This is a genomic window from Levilactobacillus sp. FUA 3915 (assembly GCF_044053135.1).
Lineage (GTDB): Bacteria > Bacillota > Bacilli > Lactobacillales > Lactobacillaceae > Levilactobacillus > Levilactobacillus lanxiensis.
Genome location: NZ_CP168704.1, coordinates 237408 through 251864, shown reverse-complemented (window position 1 = coordinate 251864; position 14457 = coordinate 237408). Strand labels below are relative to the sequence as shown.

The window sequence follows — 14457 nt, the reverse complement described above, 5'->3', positions numbered from 1 at the left end:
AGTTGTTAGACTAAAAATACCGGAGGAATCGCCTAATGAAACGTCAGCACCGTACCCAACATGATCTCACACGACTCAACGCCATCTTTTTCGGTAGCGTGGTCGGCCTACTTGCTGGGGTCGTCGTCAGCACGTTTCGTTTGGCCATAGAGCACCTTCTCAAGTTTATGCAAGGCATGTACGGCTGGTTCGGTCAGAACCCGTGGTGGCTCATTCCGTGGGCAATTTTACTGGTTGCCGTGGCCGTTTTGATTGGTCATTGGACCAAAGAGTCACCTATGATCAAAGGTTCTGGGATTCCCCAAATTGAAGGGCAACTAGCCGGCGAAATGGACTATGCTTGGTGGCCAGTGCTGTGGAAGAAGTTTGTCAGTGGGATTCTGGGCATTGGATCCGGGCTGTTCCTTGGCCGAGAAGGACCCTCCATTCAACTGGGTGGGACCGTCGCTCAAGGGGTCGCCGAAGGGCTACATCTGAAGGGCAGTCAACGCCGCTTGTTGATTGCGGGTGGGGCTGCCGCTGGTCTGTCAGCTGCGTTCAATGCGCCTATCGCGTCAACGTTATTTATTTTGGAAGAGGTTTATCATAATTTCTCGACACTGGTTTGGCTCACGTCGCTGACCAGTGCCGTCGTTGCCAATTTTGTCTCGAATGAGTTCTTTGGCTTAACACCCGTGCTACACATTAACTACCAACAAACGTTACCGTTACGATATTATTGGTTATTACTGATTTTAGGTGTCGGCCTAGGTTTACTGGGCTACGTCTATCAATGGGTCACCCTCCGTGGTGGTAGCTGGTATGCGAAGCTCACTTGGTTACCGCAACACCTTGATGGCATCATTCCTTTCCTGCTGGTTATTCCCATCGGTCTTCTGTGGCCGGTTGCCTTAGGCGGTGGGAACCAGATGATTGTGCTATTTGCTAAAAACACACCGCTACTTATGCCGTTGATCGGTTACTTTATTCTGCGATTCTGTTTTTCAACGATTAGTTATAGTTCAGGCTTACCTGGTGGGATTTTCCTGCCGATTCTGACATTAGGGGCCTTACTCGGGGCTATTGGCGCCCGGTCCTTTGTGTTAGTGGGCTGGTTACCGAAAATCTACGTGGCTAACCTGATCATTTATGCCATGGCTGGTTACTTTGCTGGAATTTCTAAGGCCCCATTCACGGCGATTCTACTGATTACGGAAATGGTTGGGACCTTACAACATTTGATGCCATTGGCGGTGGTCGCCATTGTGGCGTACATTACTGTCGATGTTCTGGGTGGCGCGCCTATCTACGAAGCGATGCTCCAGCAGATGGTGGCGCCGGCAGAGGCCAAGACGGCTGGACCGACGGATCGGATCGAGTTTGCGGTGAGTGAAGGTTCCGGCCTAGCTGGTCGGCAGGTCCGTGATTTAGTTTGGCCTAAGGGGTCATTGCTGGTCAGCGTTCAACGGGGCGAGCGGTCCGTGATTCCTCGGGGAGACACCATTTTACGGGCAGGCGATACGTTACTGATTTTCACGTATCAGCGGAACCGCGCGTTCGTCCGCCAACAGCTTACCCAGTTAAACGATTCTCACCCTCATTTGGCCGATTAACCAAGCAGGGGGCTGGTAAAAAGTGGCTGACTATGATAAATTGGTAAGGTATAGTTAGACCTATTAGACCTATTCGATAGGTAGGAGGCAAATTCGTGTATAACTTTTTAATGACCTGTATTTTAATTGTTGCTGTTTTGATTATCATTGCGGTAATGATGCAGCCTGCTAAGACCAACGACGCGTTATCCGCTTTATCTGGTGGTGCGGACGACTTGTTTGCAAAGGCTAAGCCACGTGGCTTCGAAGCTTTCATGCAAAAAGTGACCGTTGTTTTGGGTGCCTTATTCTTTGGGCTAGCAATGGCTTTAGTTTATTTATCTTCACACTAGAGTAGAATGTGGGCCTCCTGTTTGTTAGTTACAGGGGGCTTTTTTACAGACTACCCGAGTCAAAAATAGCGGAAAGTGGTGGTTTTACATGATTCGAAAACCAACCCCGCTCTTTTTCGAGCAGGGGCCTCAAGCAGTGATTCTACTGCACGCTTATTCCGGGAGCTCCAATGACATGCGTATTTTAGCGCGCCGGCTACAGGGTGAAAATTACACCGTGCTGGCGCCAATCTTTACTGGCCACGCCACGGGGGACCCAGCCGATGTTTTGCGACTGGGCTCACCGAAGCAGTGGTGGCAGGACACTGAGGACGCGATTGCCTTCTTAAAGCAACGTGGTTACGAGCGGATTGCCATTTTTGGCCTGTCGTTAGGTGGCTTGTTTGCGACACGAGCCCTACAGGAACATCCTGAACTTCTCGGTGGTGGGACGATTGCCTCCCCCGTGATCTACCGGGGACAAACCAACGTTCCGGCGTCATTTATTGAAATGGCTCGTGCCAGCTACCGGGAACAGAACATTACGGGGGATGACCAAGAACAACGCGTGATTTGGCTGAAAGATCATTTGAACGCGCAGTTGATGGCCATTCAAGCGTTTGCTGATACCACAGCGACGCATTTAGACCGGGTGAAGCAACCCGTCTTCATTGCCCAGGGGGATGCAGATCACATGATCGACCCCCGTTCGGGTAAATGGTTGGCGGAGGCTTATCCGGCCGACCAAATTGATTTTCACGAATACGCAGGAGCGGGTCACGTGTTAACCGTGAACACCGCGCACCGCGCATTAGAAACGGACATTTTAGCTTATCTACAAACAATCTTTTAAAATAACGAGGAATCGATAGTGCAAGAAAATACATTGAAAACAGATTTAACAGCTTTCTTCCGGTCTCATTCGGAACAAAGCTACACAGTTGAAGATATTTCGGATGCACTCCACTACCACGGCTCAGCTGCTTTTAAGCTGATCGTGCAGGAGTTAGCACAGTTGGAACGCGACGGTCTTGTCCAAGTAACGGACCACGGTCATTTTCAATTGGATCCTAGCCAACGGACGTTGACCGGGATTTTCCACGGTAACGACAAGGGCTTTGGCTTTGTCGCATATGATGAAAACAAGATTGAACCAGACGCCTACATTGCCCCTAACAACACGTTACGGGCTCTGAACGGCGATACCGTTAAGATTGAAATCGTTCGCGCGGGGGATCCTCGTAGCGGCAAAGGTCCTGAAGGTAAAGTCACAGAAATTGTGGAACACCACTACGAACAAGTTGTTGGTGAATTCTTCAAGACCGAAGACGATAACGGTTATTTGGGGCAGGTTCGTTTAACGGACAAGAAGGTCATGAAGTACAAGTTCTACGTGACCGCTGTTGGCTTGAACCCCACTCCAGGTGAAGTCGTCACGGCTGAAATCACCGAATACCCAAGCGATGCGCATCCAGATGCCATGGTTGGGATTGCTAAGCAAGTTATTGGGAGCGTTGATGATCCTGGTATCGATATTTTACAGATCGTGTACCAACACAACATTCCTTCTGAATTCCCAGAAGAGGTCATGCAGGCCGCTGATGAGATTCCAGATCACGTGCTGCCTGAAGAAATGGCTGGCCGTGAAGATATTACGGACCAAGACTTGGTCACCATTGATGGCGAGTCTTCAAAAGACTTGGATGATGCCGTTACCGTTTGGAAATTGCCTAACGGAAACTATCATTTAGGGGTCCACATCGCGGACGTTTCCCACTATGTTCAAGAAGATTCAATTCTGGACAAGGAAGCCTACAAACGGGGGACCAGTGTCTACCTGACTGACCGGGTTATTCCAATGTTGCCACGGCGCTTATCTAACGGGATTTGTTCCTTAAACGAGGGCGAATTGCGGTTATGTATGAGTTGTGACATGGAAATTGATGACTCCGGGAATGTCGTTAAGCACCGGATTCACCCATCTGTCATGCGTTCTAAGGCGCGGATGACCTACACGGCCGTTAACCAAATCTTGGAAGCCCATGACCCATTGACCATGGACCGTTACAAGTCACTCGTCCCAATGTTTGAAGCTATGGGCGAGTTGCACAAGATCTTGGTTAAGCACCGTAAGCGTCGTGGGGCCATTGATTTTGATGACCGCGAAGCTGAAATCATTGTTGATGACAAGGGCCACGCCGTAGACGTTAAGTTACGGACCCGTGGGATCTCCGAACGGATGATTGAATCCTTCATGTTGGCTGCTAACGAAACGGTTGCGGAACACTACTTCCGTGCCAAGGTGCCTTTCTTATACCGGGTTCACGAAACGCCAGATGGCGACCGTGTCCGGAGCTTCTTTGAATTCTTAACGGCCTTCGGGATCAACGTTAAGGGTGATGCCGATCATTTACGGCCAAAGATGTTACAAGGCATTCTGAAGCAGGTTGCTGGCAAACCTGAAGAAGCCATGGTTTCTGTGATGATGTTACGGAGCTTGAAGCAAGCCCGTTACGCTGACCAGTCCTTAGGTCACTTTGGGTTGGGTGCTGAGTTCTACACCCACTTTACGTCTCCAATCCGGCGGTACCCAGATACCATGGTTCATCGGATGATTCATTACTACGAAGACCACGGTACTGGCGATAGCAGCAAGGAAAAGTTTGCCCCAATTTTGGAAGAAATCGGGATTCATACGTCCGAAGCTGAACGTCGCGCCATCGATGCTGAACGTGATACCAACGACATGAAGATGGCTGAATACATGGCTGACCACGTCGGTGAAGAGTTTGACGCCGTTGTTAGTTCTGTCATGAAATTCGGGATGTTTGTCGAATTGCCAAACACCATCGAAGGGTTGATCCACATCAGTCGGATGCAGGATGACTACTACGAATACGTTGAGAAGTATCTGGCCTTAGTTGGACGCAACACGCGTCGGACTTACCGGATCGGTCAAGAAATTCGGGTTAAGGTTATCCACGTCGACAAGGAACAAAGTGAAATTGATTTCGAATTATTAAATCCAGAAAAAACACCAACTAGTGATTTATTACCACACCGTGAACACCGCTCTCGTGGGGGCAACTTCCACGGCCGGAGCAACAATGGTGGTCATAGCAATGGGAATAATCATGGCGGTGGTAACCGCAATGGTGGCAATCACCAGAACGGGAATCAACGATCATCGAACCAACGTGGCGGGAATAACAGCCAACACCGGAGTAACAACAATGGTGGCGGCCAACACCGCAACAATTCACAAGGTGGTCGGCACTAAGCGAGGTGACTGAACTTGGCGAAAAAAAAGTCCAAGAAAACACCAGATAACGTTTTAGCTCAGAACCGGAAGGCGCGGCATGACTATGCGGTCACGGAAACAGTTGAGGCGGGACTCGTTTTAACGGGGACCGAAATCAAATCGTTGCGTGAACGGCGAGTCAACCTGCAAGACGGGTTCGCTCAGATTCGGAACAACGAAGCGTGGATGATGAACGTGCACATCAGTGAGTACGTTCAGGGAAACCGATTCAACCACAATCCGTTACGGAACCGGAAACTCCTGTTACACAAGAAGGAAATTCGGCGGTTAGGTCAAGCGACAATGGATAAAGGGGTTACCCTGATTCCGTTGAAGATGTACCTGAAGCATGGATTTGCGAAGGTGTTAATCGGTGTTGCCCATGGGAAACGAGAATATGACAAGCGGCAAACAATCAAACGGCGGGAACAAGACCGAGAGATTGAGCGGGTTATGAAGCGTTACTAGTCATTTATAAGGGGGACAGCAGAACTTGGTTGGTTCGGCTGTCCCTTTTTACATAAAATTGGGATAGGTTTTTATTGGGAGGTTATTTAAATGACAACTGCACCAAAAATTCGGGTCAAGGACCTGCACAAGGCCTTTGGGCAAAATGAAGTTTTGAAGGGCATCACGCTGGATGTCCAGCCCCAGGAAGTTCTCTGCATGATTGGACCCTCTGGTTCCGGGAAGAGTACCTTTCTCCGTTGCCTAAATGGGTTGGAACAAATCACGAGTGGTGAAGTCTGGGTAGAAGGCCAACGGGTTGGTGACCCGAAAGTCAATCTGAATCAGATTCGTGAGAACATCGGGATGGTGTTCCAGCATTTTAATTTATTCCCACATCTCTCCGTGCTCCAGAACGTCACACTGGGGCCCGTTCAGTTGAAAGGCCTGAGTAAAGCTGCCGCTAAGGAGCGGGCCGAAAAGCTTCTCCAGCAGGTTGGCCTGGAAGATAAGGCTGAGGCGATGCCCCATTCCCTGTCTGGTGGCCAACAGCAGCGGGTGGCCATCGCACGAGCACTAGCCATGGAACCCGAAATCATGTTGTTCGATGAACCCACTTCGGCATTGGACCCCGAAATGGTGGGAGACGTCTTACAGGTCATGCAGGACCTAGCCGAAGGTGGGATGACCATGGTCGTTGTGACCCACGAAATGGGCTTTGCCAAGAACGTGGCCGACCGCGTGGCCTTCATGGATGAGGGGATTATCCAAGAGGCGGGAACACCTGCCGAGGTGTTTGATCATCCGCAGAATCCGCGAACGCAGGAATTCTTAAATAAGGTGCTTAACGTTTAGACAAAAAATCCGTTCTGGTTAATTCAGGAACGGCTTTTTTTGTGGTTTCGACAAGTGACAAAACTAACGTAAACGCTGATATAATCATGTTTGTAACGAATATTTTAAGACTAAAAAAAGTTGCGGATGATAACGGTTTCATTAATTTCTATTATGTGCTATTATACAGCTGGTAAATATACTCAATAACTCATATGATTCGAAAGTAAATTAAAGCATGGGTTACTAATTTAAGGCTGGACTGGCAATGTAGCGACGTATTTTAATCATTGCTTTTTTTGACGGGTGATTCACGGCCAGAGGGACTTTTGAACCAAAAGTAAAACGATAAACGAACCTTGAGGAGGGGAAGACTTATGAAGTTACAAGCGACGATTTTATTAGCAGGATTGACCTTAGGAATGGCCCAACCCGTCAGTACAGTTGTTTTGCCACAGGCAGCACCGATTGTGACTGCACGGGCCGCGACGACAAAGGATGACATTCAGTATGAAGGCGACTATGGCGTTCACTGGACGTTATCCACTAGTGGGGTCCTCCATTTAGGTGCCGGCACACTAGCCGATGAACCGATGCCACCGGCTAGTGGAACGGGCACGAACGATGGGCAGTTTGCCAAACAGATTGCGCTAAAACAGGGGTTCACGACGCCCAGTGAAGCTGAGCTTACGGCCGCCGGGAGTCTAGTGACCAAGGTCGTGTTAGATGGGCCGATTAAGACCTCTGCCAACGCTGCCAATCTGTTTGCACAGTTACCCAACGTGACGGATTACGAGAATTTGAATTTACTGGATACGTCTGCGGCAACCACTATGAAGGGCATGTTCCTGCAGATGAACGGCAACAAAGTGTTGACCTCGCTGGACGTTTCTCATTTCAACACGAAAAATGTGACGACCATGTGGGGAATGTTTTATGGTCTGAAAGGAGTCAGTGAGCTGGACCTGTCGAGTTTTGATACCGGACAGGTGACGGCCGCAACGTCCATGTTTAATGGCGCTTCTAGTTTGCAAACCATTAACTTGGCCAATGCCACGTTTGCTAACTTGAAAGATGCAGGCTACATGCTCTCGGGGTCTGATTTACGGACAATTCGCTTGGATTCCTTTGCGCCACCGGCAACATTTTCGGGGTATAGCATGTTTGCCAACAAGACCACGATTGGGCAAGTGACGTTTGGTCCGAAGACCCATTTCGCTGGGGATCCGAAATTGAATGATGCTATAGCAACTCCGGATGAATTCACGGGATTGTGGCAAGCTGTGGGCAAGGGGACGCTTCAAAATCCCCTCGGCGATGAATTCGCTCATGGTAAGGATATTACTGACCTGTATAACGGGACGGATAATCCAAGTGGTATCGTCACCTACGTGTGGCAGCCGGTCAATCGGGTAATCGAACCGACGACCCCACCCGTGGTCACGCCACCTACCGTCACGCCACCCGCTGTGACGCAGAGTCAGCCGGTGACCGTTCGTTACCTGGATGAAAAGGGCAATCAGCTGGCCAATAATCAGGTGTTAACTGGCGACGTTGGGGCAATCTATCAAGCCAACCAGTTGCGCTTTGCTGGGTACAAGTTGAGCCGGACCGAGGGCCAGGTCAGCGGGACGTTTAGTAATCAGGCCCAGACGGTGACCTTCCACTATGCACGCAACCTGATGTCTGGTGGGGATGCCGCCACGGTGGCACCGATTGCCAGCGTCGTTTACGCGACGAAGAAGATTGGCTTGTATCAGACCAAGAACTTCTCCAAGAAGACGGTCAAACACTGGTACAGCAAGCAGAAACGGACCAACCGGCCGATGTTTGTGGTGACCGGCACGGCCGAGTCCAAGCAGGGCAATCTGCGCTACAAGGTCAAGGATGTGAATCATAAATCCAAGACGGCCGGGAAGACCGGGTATATCACGGCGAAACCGAGTTATGTGACGGGCGCGTACTATGCGACCAAGCAGGCTAAGGTCAAAGTGATTGCGAAGAACGGCGTCAATGCCTATCAGCAAAAATCGCTGAAGACGAAGCGCGTTCACTATAAAAAGGGCCAACAGCTAAAGGTCAAAAAGATTGTCGCCTATCATAAGACGACACGGTTCCAACTGACTAATGGCAAGTATGTGACGGCTAATAAGAAACTCGTGTTAGCCGTGAAATAGTAAAATCGGTATCAACCATGAAAACTGGCTGATACCGATTTTTTTATTTCTTTGTAAATTGCGCAATGTCGCCAGCAGCCGGCGCCCAAGCGTGGCTTCGCAGCGGGGCCAACGCCTTGTGTTGATGCTTGGCCCAACGGTCGAGAATGGCAGCCAGACAGATGACCAGGGCTTCATGGTCGGGCTGATCCACGGCCAGAGTCGTGGTGCCCCCGCCGGATTGACTGACCTGGTCGATCGTGGCAATCAGCTCACGCCCGTGGGTGATTTTGAAATGGCCACTGTTGATATTGCCCATGATGATCCAATTGAGTCCGCGGACAAACAGGACTTCACGGATCACGCCGAAGGTCTTGCTGACGCGACCGACCGTTTGCCGGTGATAGACCAGGCGGAATTTTGGCAGCAGGCCCAGGGATTCCTGTTTGACCTCGGCTTCCAGTGCGCCGGCAATCGTATAGACCGACAGCACGTCCGCTCTGAGCCCCCATTTACCCACGAGCAAATAGCTGGATTGATTATTCGTATCGCGAATGACCGTCGTCGCCTTGGCGGACAGCGCGGCCTGGTTGAGATACAGTGTTCGCATGGGGCGCCTCCTTTGCATCGTTCTCGACTTTGTTAAACCCATTCTAACATGTTTCACCAGAAGCTGTTCGATAATATCATTTAGCCGGCCGTTATGATAGAATAAAAGGCGAGGTGTTGGGAATGAAACCGTTTATTCATAATGACTGGTGGCCGGTACTTGAGCCCGAATTTGAGCAGACCTATTATCAGGAATTGCGCAAATTCTTGGTCGGCGAGTATCAGCACTACCGGATTGATCCGGACATGTATCATATTTTTACCGCGTTCGATTGGACGCCGTTTAGTCAGGTCAAGGTGGTTATTTTGGGGCAAGACCCGTACCACAATCCTGGCCAGGCGCATGGCTGTAGCTTCTCCGTTCGGCCGGGCACACCGATTCCACCGTCGTTGAAAAACATTTACAAAGAACTCGAGAGTGACCTGGGCATCAAGCCGGTTAACCATGGCTATTTGGAAAAATGGGCCAAGCAAGGTGTCTTGTTACTCAACTCCGTTCTGACCGTGCGTGATGGCAAGGCTTTTTCCCATCAAGGGCACGGCTGGGAGCGGTTAACGGACGCTGCGATTGCGAAATTGTCGGAGCGACCCGAACCCGTGGTCTTTATCCTATGGGGTAGCGCCGCGCGGTCTAAGATCAGTTTGATCGACACGCAAACCAACATTGTGTTACAAGCACCGCATCCCAGTCCGCTATCCGCTTACCGGGGGTTCTTTGGCTCCAAGCCATTTTCCAAGACCAACATCGCATTGACATCATTAGGGGAGACGCCCATCGACTGGCAACTACCAGAACACGTTACCGAAGATGAGCCGTCCCACCCAGCATCCAACCAAGCATAGACAGAGAGAGAATTGATTCGTGGGATATTTTATGGAGGTCATTATCTATGGAACTTTTTGATAGTCTCAAGCAAAAGATTAATGGACAAAACAAAACCATCGTTTTCCCTGAAGGGGAAGATGCTCGGGTCTTAGGTGCCGCTAGCCGCTTAGCCGCTGATGGCCTGATCAAGTCCGTCGTTTTAGGCAAGCAAAGTGACGTTGAAGCCACTGCCAAGGACAACGACATTGATTTGAGCCAAGTCACGTTGTTGGACCCAGCTGCCATTCCAGCCGACCAACACAAGGAAATGTTAGATGCCTTGGTTGCACGGCGGAAGGGCAAGAACACGCCTGAACAAGCTGCTGAAATGTTAAAGGACCCGAACTATATCGGGACCATGATGGTCTACATGGGCCAAGCTGACGGGATGGTTTCTGGTGCCGTGCACGCTACTGGCGACACGGTTCGTCCTGCCTTACAAATTATTAAAACTAAGGAAGGCGTCCGCCGTATCAGTGGGGCCTTCATCATGCAAAAGGGTGACGAACGCTACGTCTTCGCCGACTGTGCCATCAACATCGAATTGGATGCTGCCGGCATGGCTGAAGTCGCCGTTGAAAGTGCCCACACCGCTAAGGTCTTTGACATCGACCCTAAGGTTGCCTTACTGAGCTTCTCCACTAAGGGCTCTGCTAAGGGCGAAATGGTCACCAAGGTCCAAGAAGCCACGAAGATTGCCCATGAAACGGCCCCAGATTTGGCCGTTGATGGTGAATTACAATTTGACGCGTCCTTCGTCCCAAGTGTTGCCGCCCAAAAGGCGCCAGATTCTAAGGTTGCCGGTCACGCCAACGTCTTCGTCTTCCCAGAATTACAATCCGGGAACATTGGCTACAAGATTGCCCAACGCTTCGGTGGCTTTGAAGCCATTGGACCCATCCTGCAAGGTCTGAACAAGCCCGTTTCTGACTTGTCTCGTGGCTGCAACGAAGAGGACGTTTACAAGGTTGCCATCATTACCGCAGCCCAATCAATTTAAACTTTTCATTTCATGGACACAAATGAATCGTGTTAAATAACGATACCCGAATTGCTATTTGCTAGCAGTCCGGGTATTATTTATTCTGGTGAGTTATGAGCGGTCCGGAGACGGACCCGGTCATGGCTAAAGGATGAGAAATCAGTTTTGAAAAAAGGGGAATGGCAGTATGTTTGAAACGACCGTAACGAGTCCCGACCAGACGATGGCCTGGGGCCAAGCCTTAGCGCCGAGTCTACAACCGCGCGATGTGATTCTACTGGACGGTGATTTAGGTGCCGGCAAGACCACCTTTACCAAGGGATTGGCGCTCGGCTTAGGCATTAAGCGCAACGTGAAGAGTCCCACGTTTACCATTATTCGCGAGTATCAGAGTGGCCGCATCCCCCTGTACCACATGGATGTGTACCGCTTGGAAGATGGCAGCGGGGATGAGCTAGGCTTGGATGAATACTTCAACGGGGATGGCGTGAACGTGGTCGAATGGTCCCAATTCATTGAAGATGAGCTACCCGCCCAGTACCTGCGTATCGTGTTCAAACGCGACGATGAAGCCGGTGAAAACCAGCGGACATTGCGGTTTGAGCCCGTGGGTGCCCGCTTTGAAAAAATTGTGCAGCAGTTGGAGGACAGTCAAAAATGAGTGAAGAAGTCGCCATTCGTTTGCCAGAACCAGCCGACGCCGAAAATTTATTAGCGTTGTTAGACCGGCTCCAACAGGAGAGTGATACGTTCAGCTTGGCCGACGCCGACGATCCCGTCAGTGCCGCGCAGGAAGCCGACCAGCTCAATCAAATCGCTGGCAGTCCGCGCCACTTGCTGTTGGTTGCCAGTCTGGGCAAGACGCTGCTGGGCGTCTGCTCAATCGCGCCGACACCCCAAGGTAACGTCGGGGAGCTCGGCATTGCCGTTGAGAAAAAATACTGGCACATGGGGATCGGCACGGCTTTGGTCGACGAAGCCCTGTATTGGGCCCAAACGGCCAGTGAGTTGCAGGCAGTCGGTCTGATGGTTCAGACCCGCAACGTTGCCGCCATGAAGCTGTATCAGAAGCTAGGGTTTACTCGAACGGCCACGCCGCCGACCAAGGTCACGGATGATGATGGCGAACGGGTGACCGCGGTTGAGATGGTTTATCAACTGGCTGCCGATTAGAGCGTGCCTTTTGACACACGTTTCAGCCATAGAAAATCAAACCAACAAGCGCGTCTGGGAGTTGTCCCGGACGCTTTTTTCATCGCCAAATTTAGACGAGTGGGGACGGACCACCGCTTTCTTTGTCTCCGTGAAAGCGGTATCCTTGAAGCAGGACATCACTTTGAGGAGGATGCAGGATGTATCAGGCAAATGAACAACGTTACGATAAAATGACTTATAATCGAGTTGGCGACAGTGGGTTAAAGCTCTCAGCCATTGGCCTAGGACTATGGAACAACTTTGGCAGCGTGGATGATTACGCTACACAAAAGGCCATCGTCCACCAGGCGTTTGACTTAGGCATCACCTACTTTGATCTGGCCAACAATTACGGCCCGGAACCGGGCAGCGCGGAAACGAACTTTGGCCGCATGTTGGCGACGGATTTGAAACCGTACCGGGATGAACTGGTGATTGCCAGCAAGGCCGGTTACGTGATGTGGCCCGGTCCATACGGTAACTGGGGCTCACGCAAGAGCATCATTGCCAGTGCCGACCAGAGCTTGCGGCGAACCGGCCTGGATTACTTTGATATTTTCTACAGTCACCGGGCGGACCCGCAGACCAATCCGGCCGAAACGGCGTTGGCCCTGGACCAACTGGTACGTGAGGGCAAGGCCCTGTACGTGGGGCTATCCAACTATAGTGTGGCGCAGATCAAGGTCATGGCCGGTATTTTCCGCGAGTTACATACGCCGTTTATCATTGATCAACCGCGCTACAATCTCTTGAACCGGCAAATCGAAGACGACGTTTTGCCAGAACTGACCGCCGAGAAGAAGGGCGCCGTGTCTTTCAGTTCGCTGTGTCAGGGACTATTAACGAATAAATATCTGCACGGTATTCCCAGCGATTCCCGCGCTAAGAAGGCCACGATTCCGTTCCTGCATCCCGCGCAGGTTGAACAAACCTTGGGAACGATTAAAGCTTTGAATGCCGTCGCCGCCAATCGCAATCAAAGTTTGGCGCAGATGGCTCTGGCCTGGAACCTACGGCAACCCGCCATCGCCAGTGTTCTGATTGGTGCCAGCCGGCCGGAACAAGTCGTCGACAATGTGGCGGCGTTGGACAACTTGGCCTTTAGCCCTGAAGAGTTTGAGCAGATTGAAACCATTTTAGCCACCCAATCGCCAATTGACTGGGATGCTAAGTAAATAAAATCGGACTAAACATTTACAGAAATGCTTAGTCCGATTTTTTGTGTTCGTTCGTTAGTTGATGATCATTCATCGACATACTTTAGAATATCCCCGGGCTGACACTCAAGCACGTGGCAGATTTTACTCAGGGTACTAAAGCGAATGGCTTTGGCCTTGCCAGTCTTTAGGATTGAGAGGTTGGCTGGCGTGATGCCAATGGCCTTGGCCAGTTCTTGGCTGCTGATGTTGCGTTCTGCCATGACCACATTTAAAGTTAATTTCACCACAGTAGGTAGACCTCCTAAACAGTCAAATCATTCTCAGCTTTGACCCGCATCGCGTGGCGGTAGGTTTCGTAGATGGCTGCTAGCATAATGATGAGAAAGGCATCGTGAAAACAGGTTTCCCAGGTCTCCGAGAAAGCTCCGTTGTTCACTCGCAGCAACCAGCTTTGGGACAGCTGATTTCCACCGGCAACTAGCAGATCACCCAACAGCATCACGATTTGCGCCTTGATAATCGCGGTTAGGGCCAATTCGTTTGAGGTGGAAAAGTAATCCTGGTCCCTGATATTTGTGAGCAGCTTAATTAAGGCCTTAAAGAGTTTAATCGATGCCCATACCGAGAGGACAATCCCCAGTGCCATAAGCAGCGCATACGGCCAACTGGGGAAACTCTTCACGGCGCCCAGTGTGGCTTGGTGATTACTTGAGAAGCGCAGAAAATCAGAACTAGTGAGAATGACGTGAGTGGTGCGGTTTTGAAACGCGTCGGCCAAATAAATAATTGGATAAATGAGCGTGACGTAACCGGCGACAATCCCAAATCTAAAAAACATGATGACAACGTTAATTCCAAACTTTAACCATTTCGACATGGTTAACATCTCCCCTGAAATTTATTACGACTCGATAATACAATATCGATAAACAATAATCAATAGCTGATAATCAATAAAATGGGTTTCACTAAAAAAGACTTAGCCGCCATCCCATTTAGCGGGTGG

Annotated in this window: 15 protein-coding genes; 12 read left to right on the top strand and 3 right to left on the bottom strand. The window is 50.5% G+C overall.

Annotated elements, in window-relative coordinates:
• Positions 1-35 precede the first annotated feature (35 nt).
• The 7 genes from ACEPST_RS01600 to ACEPST_RS01570 all read left to right on the top strand — a co-directional run bounded on the left by ACEPST_RS01600 (position 36) and on the right by ACEPST_RS01570 (position 8662).
• Positions 36-1592: a ClC family H(+)/Cl(-) exchange transporter gene (locus tag ACEPST_RS01600; protein WP_204120928.1), complete on the top strand. Its 1557-nt coding sequence runs from the start codon at positions 36-38 to the stop codon at positions 1590-1592.
• Positions 1593-1687: 95 nt separating this feature from the next.
• Positions 1688-1924: a preprotein translocase subunit SecG gene (gene secG, locus ACEPST_RS01595; protein WP_125575696.1), complete on the top strand. Its 237-nt coding sequence runs from the start codon at positions 1688-1690 to the stop codon at positions 1922-1924.
• Between the two features lie 88 nt (positions 1925-2012).
• Complete coding sequence (locus tag ACEPST_RS01590; protein WP_204120927.1) at positions 2013-2756, top strand: alpha/beta hydrolase; 744 nt, start codon at positions 2013-2015, stop codon at positions 2754-2756.
• Positions 2757-2774: 18 nt separating this feature from the next.
• A complete protein-coding gene (gene rnr, locus ACEPST_RS01585; RefSeq protein ID WP_203644780.1) occupies positions 2775-5183 on the top strand; it encodes a ribonuclease R in 2409 nt (802 codons plus the stop codon).
• 15 nt (positions 5184-5198) lie between these two features.
• A complete protein-coding gene (gene smpB / locus ACEPST_RS01580) occupies positions 5199-5672 on the top strand; it encodes an SsrA-binding protein SmpB (protein ID WP_204120926.1) in 474 nt (157 codons plus the stop codon).
• Between the two features lie 90 nt (positions 5673-5762).
• Positions 5763-6506 carry an amino acid ABC transporter ATP-binding protein gene (locus ACEPST_RS01575; protein WP_204120925.1) on the top strand — a complete coding sequence of 248 codons (744 nt, stop codon included), beginning with the start codon at positions 5763-5765 and terminating at the stop codon, positions 6504-6506.
• Between the two features lie 356 nt (positions 6507-6862).
• Complete coding sequence (locus tag ACEPST_RS01570; RefSeq protein ID WP_204120924.1) at positions 6863-8662, top strand: MucBP domain-containing protein; 1800 nt, start codon at positions 6863-6865, stop codon at positions 8660-8662.
• A 43-nt stretch (positions 8663-8705) separates the two neighbouring features.
• On the opposite strand, the gene ACEPST_RS01565 is transcribed toward ACEPST_RS01570, so the two are convergent.
• A complete protein-coding gene (locus tag ACEPST_RS01565; protein WP_204120923.1) occupies positions 8706-9251 on the bottom strand; it encodes an LURP-one-related/scramblase family protein in 546 nt (181 codons plus the stop codon).
• A gap of 122 nt (positions 9252-9373) precedes the next feature.
• Here ACEPST_RS01565 and ACEPST_RS01560 point away from each other — a divergent pair, with 122 nt between their 5' ends.
• The 5 genes from ACEPST_RS01560 to ACEPST_RS01540 all read left to right on the top strand — a co-directional run bounded on the left by ACEPST_RS01560 (position 9374) and on the right by ACEPST_RS01540 (position 13466).
• A complete protein-coding gene (locus ACEPST_RS01560) occupies positions 9374-10093 on the top strand; it encodes a uracil-DNA glycosylase (RefSeq protein WP_204120922.1) in 720 nt (239 codons plus the stop codon).
• Between the two features lie 47 nt (positions 10094-10140).
• Positions 10141-11115, top strand: a complete 975-nt coding sequence (gene pta, locus ACEPST_RS01555) for a phosphate acetyltransferase (protein WP_204120921.1) — start codon at positions 10141-10143, stop codon at positions 11113-11115.
• 169 nt (positions 11116-11284) lie between these two features.
• Complete coding sequence (gene tsaE / locus ACEPST_RS01550) at positions 11285-11758, top strand: tRNA (adenosine(37)-N6)-threonylcarbamoyltransferase complex ATPase subunit type 1 TsaE (RefSeq protein WP_203639807.1); 474 nt, start codon at positions 11285-11287, stop codon at positions 11756-11758.
• The gene (locus ACEPST_RS01545; protein ID WP_203644812.1) at positions 11755-12270 is read left to right on the top strand and encodes a GNAT family N-acetyltransferase; all 516 of its coding nucleotides are present in this window, start codon (positions 11755-11757) and stop codon (positions 12268-12270) included. Before tsaE ends, ACEPST_RS01545 begins: the two co-directional genes overlap by 4 nt.
• Before the next feature lie 179 nt (positions 12271-12449).
• Positions 12450-13466 carry an aldo/keto reductase gene (locus ACEPST_RS01540; RefSeq protein ID WP_204120920.1) on the top strand — a complete coding sequence of 339 codons (1017 nt, stop codon included), beginning with the start codon at positions 12450-12452 and terminating at the stop codon, positions 13464-13466.
• 68 nt (positions 13467-13534) lie between these two features.
• On the opposite strand, the gene ACEPST_RS01535 is transcribed toward ACEPST_RS01540, so the two are convergent.
• Together ACEPST_RS01535 and ACEPST_RS01530 are read right to left on the bottom strand one after the other, a co-directional pair.
• Entirely contained in the window at positions 13535-13738 is a 204-nt protein-coding gene (locus ACEPST_RS01535) for a helix-turn-helix domain-containing protein (protein WP_203639804.1), read from the bottom strand.
• A 14-nt stretch (positions 13739-13752) separates the two neighbouring features.
• The gene (locus ACEPST_RS01530) at positions 13753-14328 is read right to left on the bottom strand and encodes a DUF2975 domain-containing protein (RefSeq protein WP_239064492.1); all 576 of its coding nucleotides are present in this window, start codon (positions 14326-14328) and stop codon (positions 13753-13755) included.
• Between the last annotated feature and the right edge of the window lie 129 nt (positions 14329-14457).